The organism is bacterium (assembly GCA_030693205.1).
GTDB lineage: Bacteria > Patescibacteriota > Minisyncoccia > JAHIHE01 > JAHIHE01 > JAHILZ01.
Map to the genome: position 1 here is coordinate 36,611 of JAUYBG010000010.1, position 16,312 is coordinate 52,922.

13 protein-coding genes and 2 rRNA genes are annotated in these 16,312 nt (G+C 39.4%); 12 read left to right on the top strand and 3 right to left on the bottom strand.

Translation table 11 applies throughout. The features are described 5' to 3' along the window. Positions 1 to 24 precede the first annotated feature (24 nt). The 12 genes from Q8N37_02045 (at position 25) to Q8N37_02100 (ending at position 13,063) form a co-directional block, all read left to right on the top strand. A complete protein-coding gene (locus Q8N37_02045; protein ID MDP3057285.1) occupies positions 25 to 696 on the top strand; it encodes a hypothetical protein in 672 nt (223 codons plus the stop codon). A 763-nt stretch (positions 697 to 1,459) separates the two neighbouring features. Then, positions 1,460 to 5,053: ribosomal RNA gene (locus tag Q8N37_02050) — 23S ribosomal RNA — on the top strand. Positions 5,054 to 5,287: 234 nt separating this feature from the next. After that, the gene (locus Q8N37_02055; GenBank protein ID MDP3057286.1) at positions 5,288 to 5,629 is read left to right on the top strand and encodes a hypothetical protein; all 342 of its coding nucleotides are present in this window, start codon (positions 5,288 to 5,290) and stop codon (positions 5,627 to 5,629) included. A 125-nt stretch (positions 5,630 to 5,754) separates the two neighbouring features. Then, positions 5,755 to 5,867: ribosomal RNA gene (rrf, locus tag Q8N37_02060) — 5S ribosomal RNA — on the top strand. 282 nt (positions 5,868 to 6,149) lie between these two features. After that, a complete protein-coding gene (locus tag Q8N37_02065; protein MDP3057287.1) occupies positions 6,150 to 6,638 on the top strand; it encodes a hypothetical protein in 489 nt (162 codons plus the stop codon). Between the two features lie 192 nt (positions 6,639 to 6,830). After that, on the top strand, positions 6,831 to 7,445 hold the full coding sequence (locus Q8N37_02070; GenBank protein MDP3057288.1) for a hypothetical protein: 615 nt from the start codon (positions 6,831 to 6,833) through the stop codon (positions 7,443 to 7,445). A gap of 433 nt (positions 7,446 to 7,878) precedes the next feature. Further along, positions 7,879 to 8,130: a hypothetical protein gene (locus tag Q8N37_02075; protein ID MDP3057289.1), complete on the top strand. Its 252-nt coding sequence runs from the start codon at positions 7,879 to 7,881 to the stop codon at positions 8,128 to 8,130. Positions 8,131 to 8,391: 261 nt separating this feature from the next. Continuing rightward, on the top strand, positions 8,392 to 9,246 hold the full coding sequence (locus Q8N37_02080; GenBank protein ID MDP3057290.1) for a hypothetical protein: 855 nt from the start codon (positions 8,392 to 8,394) through the stop codon (positions 9,244 to 9,246). Positions 9,247 to 9,276: 30 nt separating this feature from the next. Further along, positions 9,277 to 10,398: a rod shape-determining protein RodA gene (rodA, locus tag Q8N37_02085; GenBank protein ID MDP3057291.1), complete on the top strand. Its 1,122-nt coding sequence runs from the start codon at positions 9,277 to 9,279 to the stop codon at positions 10,396 to 10,398. Between the two features lie 213 nt (positions 10,399 to 10,611). Continuing rightward, a complete protein-coding gene (locus Q8N37_02090; GenBank protein MDP3057292.1) occupies positions 10,612 to 10,941 on the top strand; it encodes a hypothetical protein in 330 nt (109 codons plus the stop codon). A gap of 42 nt (positions 10,942 to 10,983) precedes the next feature. Beyond that, on the top strand, positions 10,984 to 11,694 hold the full coding sequence (locus Q8N37_02095; GenBank protein MDP3057293.1) for a 50S ribosomal protein L25: 711 nt from the start codon (positions 10,984 to 10,986) through the stop codon (positions 11,692 to 11,694). A gap of 13 nt (positions 11,695 to 11,707) precedes the next feature. Further along, positions 11,708 to 13,063 carry a lytic murein transglycosylase gene (locus tag Q8N37_02100; protein MDP3057294.1) on the top strand — a complete coding sequence of 452 codons (1,356 nt, stop codon included), beginning with the start codon at positions 11,708 to 11,710 and terminating at the stop codon, positions 13,061 to 13,063. Between the two features lie 117 nt (positions 13,064 to 13,180). On the opposite strand, the gene Q8N37_02105 is transcribed toward Q8N37_02100, so the two are convergent. The 3 genes from Q8N37_02105 to prfA all read right to left on the bottom strand — a co-directional run bounded on the left by Q8N37_02105 (position 13,181) and on the right by prfA (position 16,001). Then, positions 13,181 to 13,759 carry a hypothetical protein gene (locus tag Q8N37_02105; protein MDP3057295.1) on the bottom strand — a complete coding sequence of 193 codons (579 nt, stop codon included), beginning with the start codon at positions 13,757 to 13,759 and terminating at the stop codon, positions 13,181 to 13,183. A 39-nt stretch (positions 13,760 to 13,798) separates the two neighbouring features. Beyond that, entirely contained in the window at positions 13,799 to 14,734 is a 936-nt protein-coding gene (gene prmC, locus Q8N37_02110) for a peptide chain release factor N(5)-glutamine methyltransferase (protein ID MDP3057296.1), read from the bottom strand. 202 nt (positions 14,735 to 14,936) lie between these two features. Continuing rightward, entirely contained in the window at positions 14,937 to 16,001 is a 1,065-nt protein-coding gene (gene prfA, locus Q8N37_02115) for a peptide chain release factor 1 (GenBank protein ID MDP3057297.1), read from the bottom strand. Between the last annotated feature and the right edge of the window lie 311 nt (positions 16,002 to 16,312).

Here is a 16,312-nt window from a genome sequence, read left to right on the forward strand (position 1 = left end):
AAAATTTGAGAGGGGGTGACGATAATGTTGGCTTATGAAAATATAAATATCGAAGTGGCAACCGCAATTTGGGATAAAATGGTCGCTTTTTTTCTTAATTTGGCGCTGGTTTTCGGAATAATAATTTTTGGTTGGATTATTGCGGTGATCGTCGGAAGAATTGTCCGTCAAATTCTAAAAGCTATCAACATTGACAGTCTTTTGGTTGCAAGCGGATTGAAAGAAAGGTTTGAAAAATCCGGCATAAAAATGAGCTTGGTCAGGATTGGCGAAGATGCGGCCAAATGGATAATAATTTTGCTGACCGTTACTATCGCGACTGAATCCGTTGGATTGGGACAGGTTTCAAGTTTTTTGAACAATATCCTGAATTATATTCCGAATATAATAATTGCGGTAATAATTTTGGGTATTGGCATTTTGATAGCGGAGTTTTCTTACCGAATTGTCAGCGGCAGCTTCAAGACCGCGGCGTTCGGTTCGCCGAAAATTTTTGGCGAAATGGCCAAATGGGCGATAATAATCTTTGCGCTTCTAATCGCGCTTGACCAATTGGGTTTGCAGCTGGAGTTTGTTAAGATCTTGTTTACCGGAATGGTGGCGATGATCGCTATTGCCGGAGGCATTGCTTTCGGTTTAGGCGGAAGAGATATGGCTAAGGGAATTTTAGAAAAAACCAGAGAGAGAATGAAGTAAGATTATCATAGCTTGTGTTGCGCGTTAAATTATGCCTGATAATAAAGGCGGAGTATTTTGTATTTTTTAGGTTATATTTTTAATGTGGATAACACGCGTAAAAATATTTTCTTAAACATTGTCTTGTAATATTAAGCAATTTCAATTCTTAACTATGTTTGGCAATCTATTGCGTTAGATAACCTCTTTTTAAAGATAGATACGCAAAATGCTTCTGCCTGCCAAAGGTCTTGACAAGGTTATTGGATATGCTAGTATATATGGGACTTGACAAGATAATTTGATGTGGTAATATAAATAGGCATTTAGAGAGAAAAACCATCATTAAACTAATTATTAGGGACAGAGACGGAAACTTTTATTTTATAAATTATTTTATGGAATATTTAACGACAACCTACCAGGAAAGGAAGCGCAAAAGTTAAACGTCATTATTTTAGTTTTATTAATTGCCCGCTTCCAAGAGAAAGACGGGTTTTTTAGTTAAAAAAAATAAATTTGTGTGAAAATTGCAGTACATTAAAAATAATGTATCGCAATTTCTACACAACAGTTTGGGTAGAAAGTTCGCTTACAATTTATATTTATTATAGTCTTAAATCGTCAAGAGGATATTTATTTGCTCTGATCTGCCAATTTGGCGGAACAATGCGGGTAAGATATTCTAAAGTAAACAACCCCGAACCAATCTGCCAGCGAGCAGATGCTACGGGGTAAAAATCTTCAAAACTAGTAATCGCTGATTGCTAGTTAAAGTAAAAATGAAAAACTCATACTAAGAGTATATGGTGGATGCCTTGACATAAAAAGTCGATGAAGGACGTGGTGTAACTACGAAAAGCCTCGGTGAGCCGTTAACAGGCCGTGACCCGGGGGTATCCGAATGGGGAAACCCTTCTGAGTAAACCTCAGAAATTATTATCTGAATTAAGTAGGGTAATAAAGAGAACCTAGGGAAGTGAAACATCTCAGTACCTAGAGGAAAAGAAAAAAATGTTAATATTGATAACGGTGGCAGACATTATTTATTTAATGCCTACATCGGTATCGGTATTATTTATTCCCTGAGTAGTGGCGAGCGAAATGGGAAAAGCCTAAACCTCTCGATGCGTGACATCGGAATTTTCAAGCACCAATTTTCAAGCACCAAACAAAATTTAAATAACCAAAATTCAAAACTCCAAACAAATTGGAATTTAGAAAATTGGGATTTGGAATTTGATTGGGATTTGGAATTTGGGATTTGGAGCTTCCGCTGTTGCGCAGCGGGTGGTGTTGCAAGGTGGGTGCGTTATCGGAGTAATCCGGTACAGAGCTAACTAAATGTAATTTGATTAGTCAAATGTTCCTGGAAAGGACGACCAAAGAGGGTGATAGTCCCGTAGATGAAAATCATTACATGCTCTGAGTATCTATTCTTAAGTACCATAGGGCCAGAGAAACCCTATGGGAATCCGGCAGTACTACTAACTTTGTCGCAAGACAAACTGCCAAGGCTAAATACTTTTTATGATCGATAGTGAACAAGTACCGTGAGGGAAAGGTGAAAAGTAGCCCGTTTAGGGCAGTGAAATAGAAACTGAAATCATATACTTACAACGAGTGGGAGCCTTGCTTCGGCAGGGTGACCGCGTGCTTTTTGCAGAACGAACCAACGAGTTTGCTAGGTATTGCAAGTCTAAGCTCTTCGGAGCGGAGGCGTAGTGAAAGCGAGGGTTAAATACCCGTTTAGCAATACTTACAAGACCCGAAACCAGGTGAGCTAGCCATGAGCAGGATGAACCTCAACGAAAGTTGAGGGGAGGTCCGAACCCATTAGCCGTGCAATACTATGGGATGACTTGTGGTTAGGGATGAAATTTCAATCGAACTTGGTAATAGCTGGTTCTCTCCGAAATAGCTATAGGGCTAGCGTCCTTTGTTCCACTTTGGGGGTAGAGCACTGAATGGACACGGCTGGACTTTTGTCTACCTTGTCCAAACAAACTCCGAATACCAAAGTGCCAGAGAAGGGCAGTCAGAACGTGAGGGCTAAGCTTCACGCTCAAAAGGGGAACAGCCCAGATCGTCGTCTAAGGTCCCTAAATCTATGCTAAGTGATTTTAAGGAAGTGAGGTTTCTTAAACAGCTAGGAAGTTGGCTTAGAAGCAGCCATCTTTTAAAGAGTGCGTAACAGCTCACTAGTCTACTGAAATCTTGCGCCGAAAATGTCCGGGGCTAAGCATAGTACCGAAGACACGGGTTGTCATGTCCTCCGGGATGTGGCAGCGGTAGGAGAGCGTTCCATACGCAGTGAAGTCTGAGCGCGAGTAAAGATGGAGTGTATGGAAGTGAGAATGTTGGTATGAGTAACATGAATTATGGTGAGAAACCATAACACCGAAAGCTTAAGGTTTCCTGGGCAACGAAAATCAACCCAGGGTTAGTCGGTCCTAAGGCGAGGTCGAAAGACGTAGTCGATGGATAGCTGGTTAATATTCCAGCACTACTATATGTCATGATATGGAAGGACGCAATGTGGGAGGTTGGGCACATTATTGGATTTGTGTCAATATCTTGTAGGCTGATTCGCGAGGCAAATCCCGTGGATCTTTGAAAGCAATTTCATAAAAGCCGAGAGATGTTGGAACTTCTGCCTAAGGGCGGGAGAACCTAACTGGGGTCATGTTGCCAAGAAAATTTTCTAATTTATCATATAGTAACCGTACCGCAATCCGACACAGGTGAGCAGGCATCAGCGTGCCAAGGTGTACGGGAGAACTCTTGTTAAGGAATTCGGCAAAACAACGGCCGTAACTTCGGGATAAGGCCTGCCTATCGCAAGATAGGCTGCAATAAAAGAAATCAGGGCGACTGTTTAACAAAAACACAGGTCTATGCTAACCCGCAAGGGGATGTATATGGGCCGACGCTTGTCCAGTGTCAGAACGTTAAGGTTGGAAGTGAAAGCTTTCGGCTGAAGCGCTGATGAACGACAGCGGTAACTATAACCGTTCTAAGGTAGTGGATTTACTTAAGGAAGTGAATTCACTAGGATTGGAACGGCTATAGGGAGAACAGTCAAGGAAAAAAAGTAGCTGCCCATTTCTGTAAAAAGAAATGTCCATTTGGCCATATGCTGGAAACTCTGGTGAATCTGATGTTACTATGGTATAATACGCACATAGACAATATGAGAAAATATTATGCCGAGTAAAAATACATTCAGTGCAGACAATCAGCAGGAAAGGCCAGAAATATTATAATATTTCTGGAATCCTCAGAGATCAAACGCCAAAACCATTGATAGAAAGATGGTAAGATATGACCCTATCTCTATGGCGACATAGAGGGATATCAACAAATATCCATTTCGTTTAATGACGGAATAAAAACAAATGAGCGAAATTCCTTGTCACTTAATTAGTGACGTGCATGAATAGCGGAACGACCCTGGTACTGTCTCAACAAGTGACCCGGTGAAATCGCATTAACAGTGAAGATGCTGTTTACCTGCAGCTAGACGAAAAGACCCTATGAAGCTTTACTATAACTTGGTATTGAGCCAAATTTTGAAATGCTTAGAATAGGTGGGAGACTTCGATCCTTAATCTCCGGATTAAGGGGAGTCGCAATATGAAATACCACTCTTTTTACAATTTTGTTCTAACCTCATACCGTAATCCGGTATAGGAACAGTGCCTGGCGGGTAGTTTGACTGGGGCGGTTGCCTCCTAAAAAGTAACGGAGGCGTTTAAAGGTCGGCTAGGCGCGGATGGAAATCGCGCTGATAGCGCAAAAGCATAAGCCGGCTTTACTGTGAGACTGACGGGTCGAACAGTTGCGAAAGCAGAATTTAGTGATCCGATGTGTCCATGTAGGTGGCACAAAGCTCAACGGATAAAAGCTACTCTAGGGATAACAGGCTAGTCCAGTCCAAGCGTCCATAGCGACGACTGGGTTCGGCACCTCGATGTCGGCTCATCGCATCCTGGGGGTGAAGAAGCTCCCAAGGGTTTGGCTGTTCGCCAACTAAAGCGGTACGTGAGCTGGGTTCAAACCGTCGTGAGACAGGTTGGACTCCTATCTACTGCAGGCGTAGATACTTGCGAGAACTCTTTTCTAGTACGAGAGGACCGAAAAGAACGAACCTCTGGTGCACCAATTGTCATGCCAATGGCATAGTTGGGTAGCTAAGTTCGGACGAGATAAACGCTGAAAGCATATAAGCGTGAAACTCATCTCAAGATTAGGTATCATAGATTCCAGAGAGATGATCTGGTAAAATTCTGTCGCAAGACAGAACTGATAGGGTGCAGGTGTAAGTGTAGCAATACATTCAGCCGAGCACTACTAATGAATCATTGGAGTTTTTCATAACTTACTTTAACCGGCAATTAGCGGGTGTTATGAGAAGATAATGTTTATGATTGATTTGAATACTATATAAATATAAATTTAAGGGAATACGAATTTTAGGTATTTACCCCGTTAAATAAAATTTTAATAAATTTTGGATTGTTTTTTTTACAATTCATTTAATAGGGGTTGACATTTTATAAAATTAGTGATATTGTTATTCAGTAAATCATTAATATATAAAAATAAAATCATGGATTCAGAAAAATTTGTTCCAGAAGAAGCAAAAGAGGAATATAGAACAATTAAAATTGGTGGAAAAGAAGTTAAAATTAAAAAACCAAAAAGACCAGAAGTTGTAGAAGCGGAAGAAAAAGAACAAGGTGAGCCTTCAGAAACAGAGGTTATACCGGAGCCAGGTTGGGAAAACTATGGAAAAGATACAGCGAAGCGATTGAGTGATGAAGTTTCAGATTCGGCAGGAGAGCGTCTTATTGATTTTGATAAGTTGGATGATAACAAAGATAACGAAAAAACTCCTAAGACGGCAAAAGAAGCGATTGAATTATTAAAGAAAAGCAAAGAAGCAAAATAAGATTTGTTTTAAAATTATTTCATTGAAAATTGATTGTAAATTGAAAATTGAGATTTGTCTGGCTATGCCAGATCCCGCGTAGCGGGAAAAATTAACAACCTCAGTCCTAAAGGACTGGAATTTGCCCCGGTGCTATAATGGCGGTAATGTACCACCTCTTCCCATTCCGAACAGAGTCGTGAAAGTTACCAGCGCCGATGGTAGTTGGTTTACCAGCGAGAGTAGGCCAGTGCCGGGGCATTATCACTAAACCCCACCGAAAGGTGGGGTTTTTGCTTGCCCCACACCAATTCTTTAGTTAAAATTCACATAAAAAAATAAAGCAAGCCGGAGGCGATTCCGCGAGAACATTTTTTGTTTATAAATAAACTCTATTCGGAATTTGGTGCAGGGTGCATGGAGCTTGACTTTTTTCTATAATAAGATAAGATTATTAAACGATTGAAAAATCGTCAGGAGGAATAAAAATGAACAATAAGGAGGTGTTGTTTTGAGCTGTTCTTCTTCACACGCAAGAGATGTGAAACAAAAGCTAGATCTGGATTTACCTTTTCCAATAGGCGCACATTGGCAATCATACAAAAAAGATCAAGCGAAAAAGGATGAAGATGTCAACAATAGGATATTTGTCGTTTACTCTATAAGTACAGAACGATTATCCGATATTAAAGACTTGACTAGAAAGCGAGATGGTAAATATGGGCGAAAAGCGCATTTAATAGTTGTTCTAAAAATAAACAAAATTGGTTTAGGAAATATTTTGCAAGCAATTATTTTTGTGAAATCAGTTATTTTAGTCAAAGACATTGAATGGGTTGATGTTGGTGAAAAGATATTGAGATGTCTCGCTGATACTTTAAATAGCGCAGAAAAATCCGATTATGGCATTAAAAAATGGCATTTCAACAAGGATAATATAATCCTTGTTGCCCCATCAAAACTTATTCAGCATAATATTACTGAAAAAATAAAAGAATGTATGCAAAAAATCGCGTCGAATGGTAAATAATATTTAGAAGGGAAAAATCCCTTTTTTTTTGCTCAAGAAGAAAGAAATCGCCCCATTTTTTTATAGATCAATATTTCAGCGTTTTTCTTTGACAAATTTTTATATATCGAGTAATATAAAATCAATGGAGGAATGAACCCTTCAATTTTTTAAAAAAAGAGGTGAAAGAAATTGAGGAAGGACGAAAATTTTGTGGACTACGGAAAGTATCTTAAGTGCAGTATACCCAGATTTTGGAGAATACTTCAGGAGGAAAGAGTTAAGGGAACGATAAAGACTTGGCATCATGTATTTACCGGAAAATTAAAAAAAGGGGCATGGACGAAAAGAAACTGGAGTAAAAATCGGCTTGAGGAAGAGTTTAAAGATCACGGACTGGATATGGATGAGGGCGCGTATTTAGCCGCTTCAATACACTGTGTTCTTAATCAATTGCTTCGTAATAGTTCTCCGCCGGCAATTTTTGCAAACTTAAATTGTATTTTTGACAGTACATTTATTGATCGGAGTACGAAGGAATATTTTACGAAACTTGTATTGTATGTTGTGGAAGAGAAATTAGAACGGCGGATTCTGAATAGAGAATACCTCAGTCTGGAAAAAATAAATGAATTTGTTGAAAGCGTAAGCCGAAAATCTCTTGTGATCCATATGGATGTTAACGATGGTAACAAAAGAAATACTGAATATATAATGTCTTTATTCAACGTAACAAGAGAAGATATTGTCCATTTTCTTAATAGGAACTTTCTTCCAAAAGACTGGCCAAAATACCCCGAAGAATTATGGGACTTATATTTGCGATAAGTCCTTTTTTTATTCACCCCTTGACAAAATCCTATAGTGTGCTATACTGGATAGTCATGAATTAACTATGCAAAAGGCGTACATTTCAACAGCAGTTGATCCGCCGCAGGGGCGGAAAAACTCATATAAGAGGAGAGACATTAATTTTGGCTTACCCTTCGATAAAACTCAGGGCAAGTTTAAAGCAAAATTAGGCTGTTAACTAAAGGCGTACAGTCTGATATTCAGTAATTAATGAGTAAAATCGCTTTTAAGCGTATTAGGCATATATTATATTGATGGGCAGTTAAGAGATTTCCTCAAAATTGTAATTATTTATGAGATTGGGGTTATCTTTCAACTGCCTATTATTTTTTTCAAGTCTATATTTTTTGTAGATTTGGAAAAGCTTCTGAATCAAAGATTCGGAGGTGGAAAATAAAAGGTGATCAAAATGGACATAATAGAATGGGTTCTTGGAGCCGGACCAAAATGGAATATGCTTTTTGGCATAATTGTGGCTCTGCTCGGAGCATATGTGGCGATAAATGCCACAACAAGCTCGGTGAATTTATTCACCAAGGGGATAGATCAAGTGATAGGGTTGGCTATCGTAGGGCTCGGTTGCGCATATGCCGTAATATGGCATTACGAACAGCGCGAACAGCGCCAAGCTGCCAGACCAATAACGTCAAGCAGCCGCTAATCCCGCCAATCATTGATCCATTTCTTCTTTTTTTCTAAACCGTAACAGCAGTTATGCAGAATCTTGCCGTAGAGCAGAGATAAAAAGTTGGGGTTTAGAAAAAGGAAGAAAAATATTTCGGATAAAAATTTTTTAATCATCAAAACCTTTAGAAAAAACAATTATTTAAAGGTTTTTTTGATGTTCGATAATTTTTTGCTTTATGGAAGTATATTTGCTATAATTCAAACAAAGATATTTTTTATCATTAACCTTTTATATATGACCTTTTTTGGCAGAATTTTTCGCAAATTATTGTTTGGAGGAGTTTTTTTGTTTTTTATCGCCGGATCTTCGTACTATATTTATCAGGTATATTTTCCTACTTTGCCAAGCTGTAGCGATAATATTCAAAACCAGGATGAGGCCGGTGTTGATTGCGGCGGAATATGCGAAAACGAATGCCCTCCGTCTCCTCCGCCAGCCGATACCAAACCGATCGATGTGGCTTGGACCAGAGTGATCAATAGCGATGTCGGCGCGTATGACTTAGTGGCGAAAATAATCAATCCCAATTTATATTGGGGTGTTGCCGAGTTTAAGTATGATTTTATCGCGCGAGACAGCAATGGTACTGTGGTAATTGAACGAAGCGGAACGTCGTATCTTCTTCCCAATGGTTACGATTATTTAATCATTCCTTCCGTAAAAACAGATAAAATTCCCGTAAATCCGGCGGAATTGAATATTATAAAAGAAGGCCAGAAATGGGCCAGTGTCAGTTCGGTCTATAATAATTTATCGCTGTCGCTTCCTTTCAGGGGAAAAACATATACCGCCAAAGGCGAGAATGGTCTTCCTGTGGTTTCCGCAATTTTGACCAACGCCACCACTTTTGATTTTGATAAAATTGATATTAAGGTCGTTCTTTTTGACGAAAACAATGAACCGATGGGGGTGAATGTTTCGGATCGCCGAACAATGCGTTCCGGGGAAGAACAGAGTTTACGTTTATTTTGGAATACCGCGTTTCAAAAAGAAGTTTTTAATCAGGATTTTAAAGCCACGACAAACGTATTTGATTCGCAGAATTTCATGAGCCGTTTTGGCACCGGCGAAAAAATTCGCGAGTATTGATAATTCAAGGCTTTGAAAAATTTATTTAATATGAACATAGGATCTATAAAAAACATAGACTGGTTTTTGTGCGCTCTGGTGATTATATTGGTTGTTTTCGGGCTGGCGGCTATTTATTCTACCTCTTTTGACAGCGCGAAAATCGTAAATTTCGAAAAGCAGGCAATTTTTTCCGTTATCGGCTTTATTTTAATGGCGGCAATTATTTTAACGGTGGATTACCGGATGCTGAGGATCTATAGCGGAATTCTGTATTTGGGAGCGGTGTTATTCTTAATTTTAATAATCGCGACCGCTTCCAGTATCAGGGGAGTTTATAGCTGGTTTGATTTTGGAAGTTTTAGCCTTCAGCCGACGGAATTCATTAAAATAATTTTAGTGGTAAGTCTGGCTAAATATTTTTCAACCAGGGATATCGGCGATTTCAAACACGTGATCATTTCCAGCATTTACGCCGGGATTTTTATAATACTTATTGTCTTGCAGCCTGACGTAGGAATGGCGGCGATTTTTGTGATCATATGGGTTTCAATGAGTGTGGCTGCCGGATTAAAATTCAGGCATTTTGTTATTTTGGCACTGGCATTGATAATTTCGGGAGCTTTTTCCTGGGGTTACGTTTTTAAGGATTATCAAAAAGACCGCATCTTTATTTTTATAGATCCTTACAAAGATCCCCAGAAGAGAGGATACAATATTATCCAGTCAAAGATCGCGATCGGATCCGGAGGCTTATTGGGAAAAGGATTCGGCCGCGGCACTCAGAGCCAGCTTAATTTTTTGCCGGAAAAATATTCTGATTTTATTTTTGCGGCCTTGGCCGAGGAATCCGGATTTTTGGGAGTGACAATGCTTTTTATAATTTTTGCTTTTATTTTCCGGCAAATATTTTCCGTGATCAAAAAGATCAACGACTCTTTCGGCAAGTTATTGATCTTCGGCAGCGGGGTGATGATCTTCAGCGGTTTTTTCATAAACATAGCTTCAAACCTCGGCCTTTTGCCCGTGACGGGGATTCCTTTGCCTTTCATAAGCTACGGAGGAAGCTCTCTAGTCGCCACTTTGATGACCATAGGGCTGATCCAGAGCGTGATTGTCAGAAATGAAGAATCATACAAAATCAAAGACGATATAATTGACAGCTATCACTAAAAGTGTTAACATATTAATTACAAGCCGTCTAAAGATTGATTAAAGGGTTTTTAAAGCGGCTTTTCGTGATTTTAGCTATTTAGGTCTATTTTACCCCAGTCGCCAATTACCCGATATTTAAGCGAGTTAATCGGAACAATCATTTTGAAAAATACGTTTGAATGTCTTGAATATTGAATTATGGCAACGGGGTAAACGTAATACAAAAATATTATGGAAAGATTTTATCCTAATTTAGATTTAAAATTTTTCGCCAATTGTCCTCTTTGCAATAAGCAGTATAATCCCAAGGAAATAAGGATTATAGACAAAAAAGAAGGGCTAATCGTCCTATATTTTATTTGCTCGCACTGTAAAAGCGCTGTTATATCTTCCATTAGCGCCGGAGCTTTGGGAATAATGGCGGTTAGCATGATCACGGATCTAAGCGCGGCGGAAGTCGACATGATCAAGAGCGAAGAGACAATATCGTCAGATGATATTCTGGCCATTTATAATTCTTTTAAAAATCGATCAGTCAAGCAAAATTCACAGAAATTATAAAAACCCCGATCAATATTGATTAATAATAATTAAAAACATCATATGGAAAATTTTGTCCTGGAGGCGACATCAAGGGATGTCAAAAGTAAAAGCAAGAAATCAGCGAACAAGGAAAAAGTAATACCGGCGGTTGTTTATGGGCATGGTTTGAAAACCCAGTCAATAACGATTCCTCTCGTTAGTTTTGAAAAGATCTTTAAGAAAGCCGGAACTAATACCATTGTTTCGCTTAAACTGGATTCTGATAAAAAACAGGTTTTGATTTATGATTATCAGCAAGACCCGGTCAGCGATCAATTTATCCATGTGGATTTTTATGCCATCAAGATGGATGAAAAGATCGAAGCGACTATTCCATTGAAGTTTATCGGAATATCTCTCGCGGTTAAAGATAAAGGCGGAGTGCTGGTCAAGAACATGGAAGATGTCAAGGTCAAATGTTTGCCCGCGGATCTGCCTCACGAAATAGAAGTGGATCTGTCCGTTTTGAATTCATTTGAAGACAGGATCAGGATTTCAGACCTGAAGATCGGAGCCGGAGTGGAAATCCTGGTTGATGACAAGAAGCAGGTTGTGGCCAACGCGATTTTACCCAAAGAAGAAAAAGAAGAAGAAGTGGCAGGCAAGCCCGAGGAAAACGTCCAGGCGGTGGAAGGGATCAAGCCCAAGGAAGGTGAAGTCGTCGCGGAAGGCAGCAAGAAAGAGAAGAAGGAAGGGCAAAGAGAGGTCAAAAAAGAGCCAAAGAAGAAATAAATTAGCGAGTTTTATGTTAAAAAAATATTTTTTTTATATATTTTTTAGCAGATTAAACAAAAAAGTAATTGCAAGCGCCGCAATCGCTTTTTTGTTTTTGTTTTTTTCGGTTTCAGCGCCAGCAGCAAAAGGCGCGACCACTGCCGAGCAGCAAGCCGCGCTTGATGATAAGAAAGCCCAGCTCGAAGAGCAAATTGCCAACTTAAGAAAAGAAATAGAAAATTACAAGGTGGATATCGGCCAGAAAGAAAGCGAGAAAAAAACCATTACCAAAGAAGTAAATCTATTGACCAAAAAAATTAACGCTTTAAAGCTGGAGATCAACAGCACGGAAATCGAGATCGAGAAGATCGGCTATGACATCAAATCAACGGAAGAAAAAATATCAGCTAACGAGCAAAATCTGGCCAAACAAAAAGAATTTTTAAAAGAATTAATACGTTCGATCTATATGTCGCAAGATAAATCGCTGGTGGAAGTTTTATTGGGATATAGCCAGCTGTCTGATTTTTTAAGCGAGTTTCACAGGCTGGAAAAGATCAATGGTAATGTCAAAAATACGATCGAAAGCATTAAGCTTGCCAAGCAAGAATTGGAAAAAGACAAAGGAGAACTGCTTGACGTGCAGGAAGAGAAAAATAATTTATTGGTTTTGAGGGAGAATCAAAAACAGGATGTGCAAGTTAATAAAAACGAGAGGCAGCAGATTTTAAATTTGACGGTTAAGGAACAAAAAGCGCTTCAAGAGCAGCTTTCCAAAGGCGAAAAATTATTACCGGCGATGATCGCTCAATTAAGGTCTTTGCAAATTGCCGGGCAGGTGATCAACGCTGATACGGCTATTGCGGTGGCAAAATTTATTTCAAGCGTTACAGGAGTAAGAGCGGCTTTTGTTCTTGGCGTTTTAAAAGTTGAGACGAATTTGGGATCCAATCTAGGCAGCGGTTATTATAAGACGGATATGAGCCCGAAGCAGCATCCGACTTTTTTGGAAATAATAAATGAACTTGGTTTGCCGGATAACGTGCCGGTAAGCAGGAAGCCGGTAGGTTATACGGGCTGGGGAGGAGCCATGGGGCCGGCGCAAATGATGCCGACGACCTGGCTTGGCTATAAGTCGGGAGTTACGGCCATTACAGGGAATAACCCTCCTAATCCCTGGAATATTAGCGATGCGGTAGCTGCTATGGCTTTATATGTTTTAAAAACTCCGGGAGTCATTAATCACGATTATAATGCCGAATATGAAGCGGCGGCGAGATATTTTGCCGGAAGCAACTGGAAAAAGTATACTTGGTATGCTCAGAATTCCAGCGGAACGGGAGTTATGGATTGGGCGGCAAGATACGAGGAATTGCTGAAAGGATAAAATATAGATTAAAATATTTACAATCTAAAAGCCCTGCTTTTTTGCAGGGCTTTTAGATTGTTTTTTCCTCCATAAAGTTTTATTTTTAGAGAGTGCGTTGCATATTTAAATTTTATTTTAATTTAAATTTTTTACCAAGGGAACATATTTTGACAAATTTTCAATTTGTTTTTGATTCAATCCTTTCGCTTTTTCAATGCCTTGTTTGATCAAGTCGTTGCTGAATTCCACTTTTTCGCCTACCGCCAATACCTTGCTTCCAATTTTCTTTTTTAGATAATCTTCGGCGTAAATTTTTTGTTCGGCGCTTAAATTTTCTTGAGTGCTTCCCAAATATTCTTTAACCGCTCTTCTGGCCAAATGGGTGACTCCTTCTGATTTTGCCGCGATTTGCACGCTGGCGTTTTCATTTGTGCTGGCAATTGTTGCATCCGATTTTTTAGCTTGCGCCGTATTATCCGCGTTCTTTTCGGTGGTTTGAGTTTTTTCTTCCGGTTTATTTTGTTCGGATTCTTTGGATTGTTCCGCCTGCGGAGTCGGGGTTGGGGTTGCTTTGTTTTCCGTGGAAGATTTGTTGTCGGACCATGAAGAGTTCAGGGCGATAGCCAGGATTATTACCCCGACTATCAGTAAGCGCCAGTTTTGTTCGATAGTTTTAGTCAGAGTTGCAATTATTCCTTCTTTTTCTTCGCTCATTTATTTTCACCGCCTTTCTGTTTAGTTTTTTTAATTATTTCAAGCATCAATTTTAATTTTAGCGATTCTGTTTAATCCGCGCAAATCTTTTATAACAGTAATTTTATGTTTTGGCAAGTATTTTTTAGCTGAATTTTTTATTGCCGGAATTTGCCGCGGGTCGGATTCTAGGTAAATTTTGGCGTTTTTCGCCAGATATTCAGGTGATTGGCGGAAAAAATCTGTAAAACATTTTAATCCATCAGCGCCGGCCAGCAAAGCATTTTTTGGTTCATACTTGATTGTGTAAAATTCCGGCGATTGCCCGCTGTTTTTAAGACGCTTGTAATAATCTTTTCTTACATAGGGTAAATTAGCCAGTAAAAAATCTATTTTTGTGTTTTTCGGCAGCGCCTTCAGTAGATTGCCTTTTTTAAAAATAATATTTTTTTCACAATTATGATTTTTGGCGTTTTTTCTGGCTATGCGTAAAGCAGAAGAGGAAATATCAGTGGCGTAAATTTTTGCGTTTTCGATCTGTCCCGCATTTTTTAGGCTTTTTGCGATTGCGATAGCGATCGCGCCGGATCCGGTGCCAATATCCACGATTGTGGTCTTTTTCATTTTGGCGGTTTCAACGAGAATTTCTTTCAGGCTTTCTTCGACCATTATTTCGGTTTCTGGCCGGGGGATAAGGACGTTTTTATCGACATGAAATTCCAAGCCAAAAAATTCCTTTTTTCCGATTATATAAGCGATAGGTTCAAATTTTCCGCGGCGCTTGATAAAGCTATTAAATTTAATTTCTTGCGGTTTAGAAAGAGCGTAGTCGTTGTGTGCATAGAGCCAAGTCCGGTCGTTTCTGAATGATTTTGGCTTATTTTTGGATTTATTTAAGGTATATAACAGCAGTATTTCCGCATCAAGAGAGGATAATGTGACATTTTTATCGTTCAGTATTTTGGTGCCGATTTGGAGTGATTCTTTGATGGTCATTTTTAAATTTTTCAATATTCAACAATAATCTAACTTTTTAAAAATCAACCCGCAGGCAACTAACAAAGCATTCTTTATTATAAAATGTTTAAGTCGCTGAGGACTGAGTGAGGTTAGTAATAACAAACAACTTGAATAAAAGTAACTTCCGAACGTATTTTTAAGAAGTTAGATTATTGTTATTTCCTTCGGCGATTTAATCTTACTTTTTCTTTTCCAGTTCTTTTCTCAAAGCATCAACAATATTTTCAATATGCCCTTCCAGGATTTTGTCGAGATCTTGCCAGCTTTGCTTGATGCGGTGATCGGTGACTCGATTTTGGGCGAAATTGTAGGTTCGGATCTTTTCACTGCGGTCGGCCGTGCCGATCTGCTCTTTTCTCATCGCCCGATCCTCAATTTCTTTTTTTTCTATTTCCGCGGCAAGCAGACGGCTTCGCAAAACATTCAGAGCTTTTTCTTTGTTCTTGTGCTGGGATTTCTCGTCCTGGCATTTCACTACCAGTCCGGTGGGCAAGTGAGTAACTCTAATGGCGGATTCGGTTTTATTGACGTTTTGTCCGCCCGGACCGCCGGAACGGAATACGTCGAATTTCAAATCTTGAGGCCGGATGACGACATCGGCTTCTTCGGCGTGCGGCAAAACCGCCACCGAAGCGGTGGAAGTATGGATTCGACCGGCTTTTTCAGTGGTGGGAATGCGCTGAACGCGATGAACTCCGCTTTCGTATTTCATATAGCGATAGACATTTTCGCCGTTGATTTCAAAAGTGACGTCTTTGAATCCACCGCTGGCCGAAGCGCTGGAATCGATCAATATCGGCTGCCAGCCGTTTTTTTCGGCATATTTGGTGTACATTCGGAATAAGTCAGCGGCAAAAAGCGCCGCTTCTTCGCCGCCGGTACCGGCTCGGATCTCGACGATGGTGTCTCGGCTGTCGCGTGGGTCAGGCGGATTGATTTCGTCGGTCACTTCCGGTTCTAATTTATTTAGTTCTTTTTGAAGTTTTTTCAACTCGTCTTCGGTCATTTTGATCAGGTCGTTGTCTTTTTCGGTTTTCAGGATTTCTTCGTTTTCTCGGATTTCGGTTTTGACTTTGGCCAATCGTTCCATTTTTTTGATAGTTTCAGTGAGTTTTTTTTGTTTTTTCATCAGTTTCTGGGTTCTCTGGATATCAGAAAAAATCTCAGGGTTGCTGAGTTCAACGGTTAATTTCTCGTATTCTGTTTTGAAGTTTTTTAAGACTTCGTCGTATTGAACTTCCATGGTATTTTTGATTTGTGCGATACTTGTTTGTCATTGCGAGGAGCCGAAGCGACGAAGCAATCTAAATTTAAGATTTGAGATTGCCACGCTCCTTTTAGTCGCTCGCAATGACAGACGAGGGCTTTTTAGCGCAAAAAATAGCATTGAATATTTCGTTGTTCTATGCTATGTTTAATAGCGACAAGTAGTATTGTTATATCATAATTTGGCGAGGAAGACAAGTTTAAATGATATATAAAGATATTTTCGCATAATGACGAGTTAGGCGAAATTCATTTTTGGCCTAAACAAAATAATAAATAACTAAACAC

What these genes read in the sequence shown, in the direction of transcription:
- Q8N37_02045 (MDP3057285.1), top strand. Translation starts at nt 25, where the DNA reads ATGTTGGCTTATGAAAATATAAATATCGAAGTGGCAACCGCAATTTGG.
- Q8N37_02055 (MDP3057286.1), top strand. Translation starts at nt 5,288, where the DNA reads ATGGATTCAGAAAAATTTGTTCCAGAAGAAGCAAAAGAGGAATATAGA.
- Q8N37_02075 (MDP3057289.1), top strand. Translation starts at nt 7,879, where the DNA reads ATGGACATAATAGAATGGGTTCTTGGAGCCGGACCAAAATGGAATATG.
- Q8N37_02080 (MDP3057290.1), top strand. Translation starts at nt 8,392, where the DNA reads ATGACCTTTTTTGGCAGAATTTTTCGCAAATTATTGTTTGGAGGAGTT.
- rodA (MDP3057291.1), top strand. Translation starts at nt 9,277, where the DNA reads ATGAACATAGGATCTATAAAAAACATAGACTGGTTTTTGTGCGCTCTG.
- Q8N37_02090 (MDP3057292.1), top strand. Translation starts at nt 10,612, where the DNA reads ATGGAAAGATTTTATCCTAATTTAGATTTAAAATTTTTCGCCAATTGT.
- Q8N37_02095 (MDP3057293.1), top strand. Translation starts at nt 10,984, where the DNA reads ATGGAAAATTTTGTCCTGGAGGCGACATCAAGGGATGTCAAAAGTAAA.
- Q8N37_02100 (MDP3057294.1), top strand. Translation starts at nt 11,708, where the DNA reads ATGTTAAAAAAATATTTTTTTTATATATTTTTTAGCAGATTAAACAAA.
- Q8N37_02105 (MDP3057295.1), bottom strand. Translation starts at nt 13,759, where the DNA reads ATGAGCGAAGAAAAAGAAGGAATAATTGCAACTCTGACTAAAACTATC.
- prmC (MDP3057296.1), bottom strand. Translation starts at nt 14,734, where the DNA reads ATGACCATCAAAGAATCACTCCAAATCGGCACCAAAATACTGAACGAT.
- prfA (MDP3057297.1), bottom strand. Translation starts at nt 16,001, where the DNA reads ATGGAAGTTCAATACGACGAAGTCTTAAAAAACTTCAAAACAGAATAC.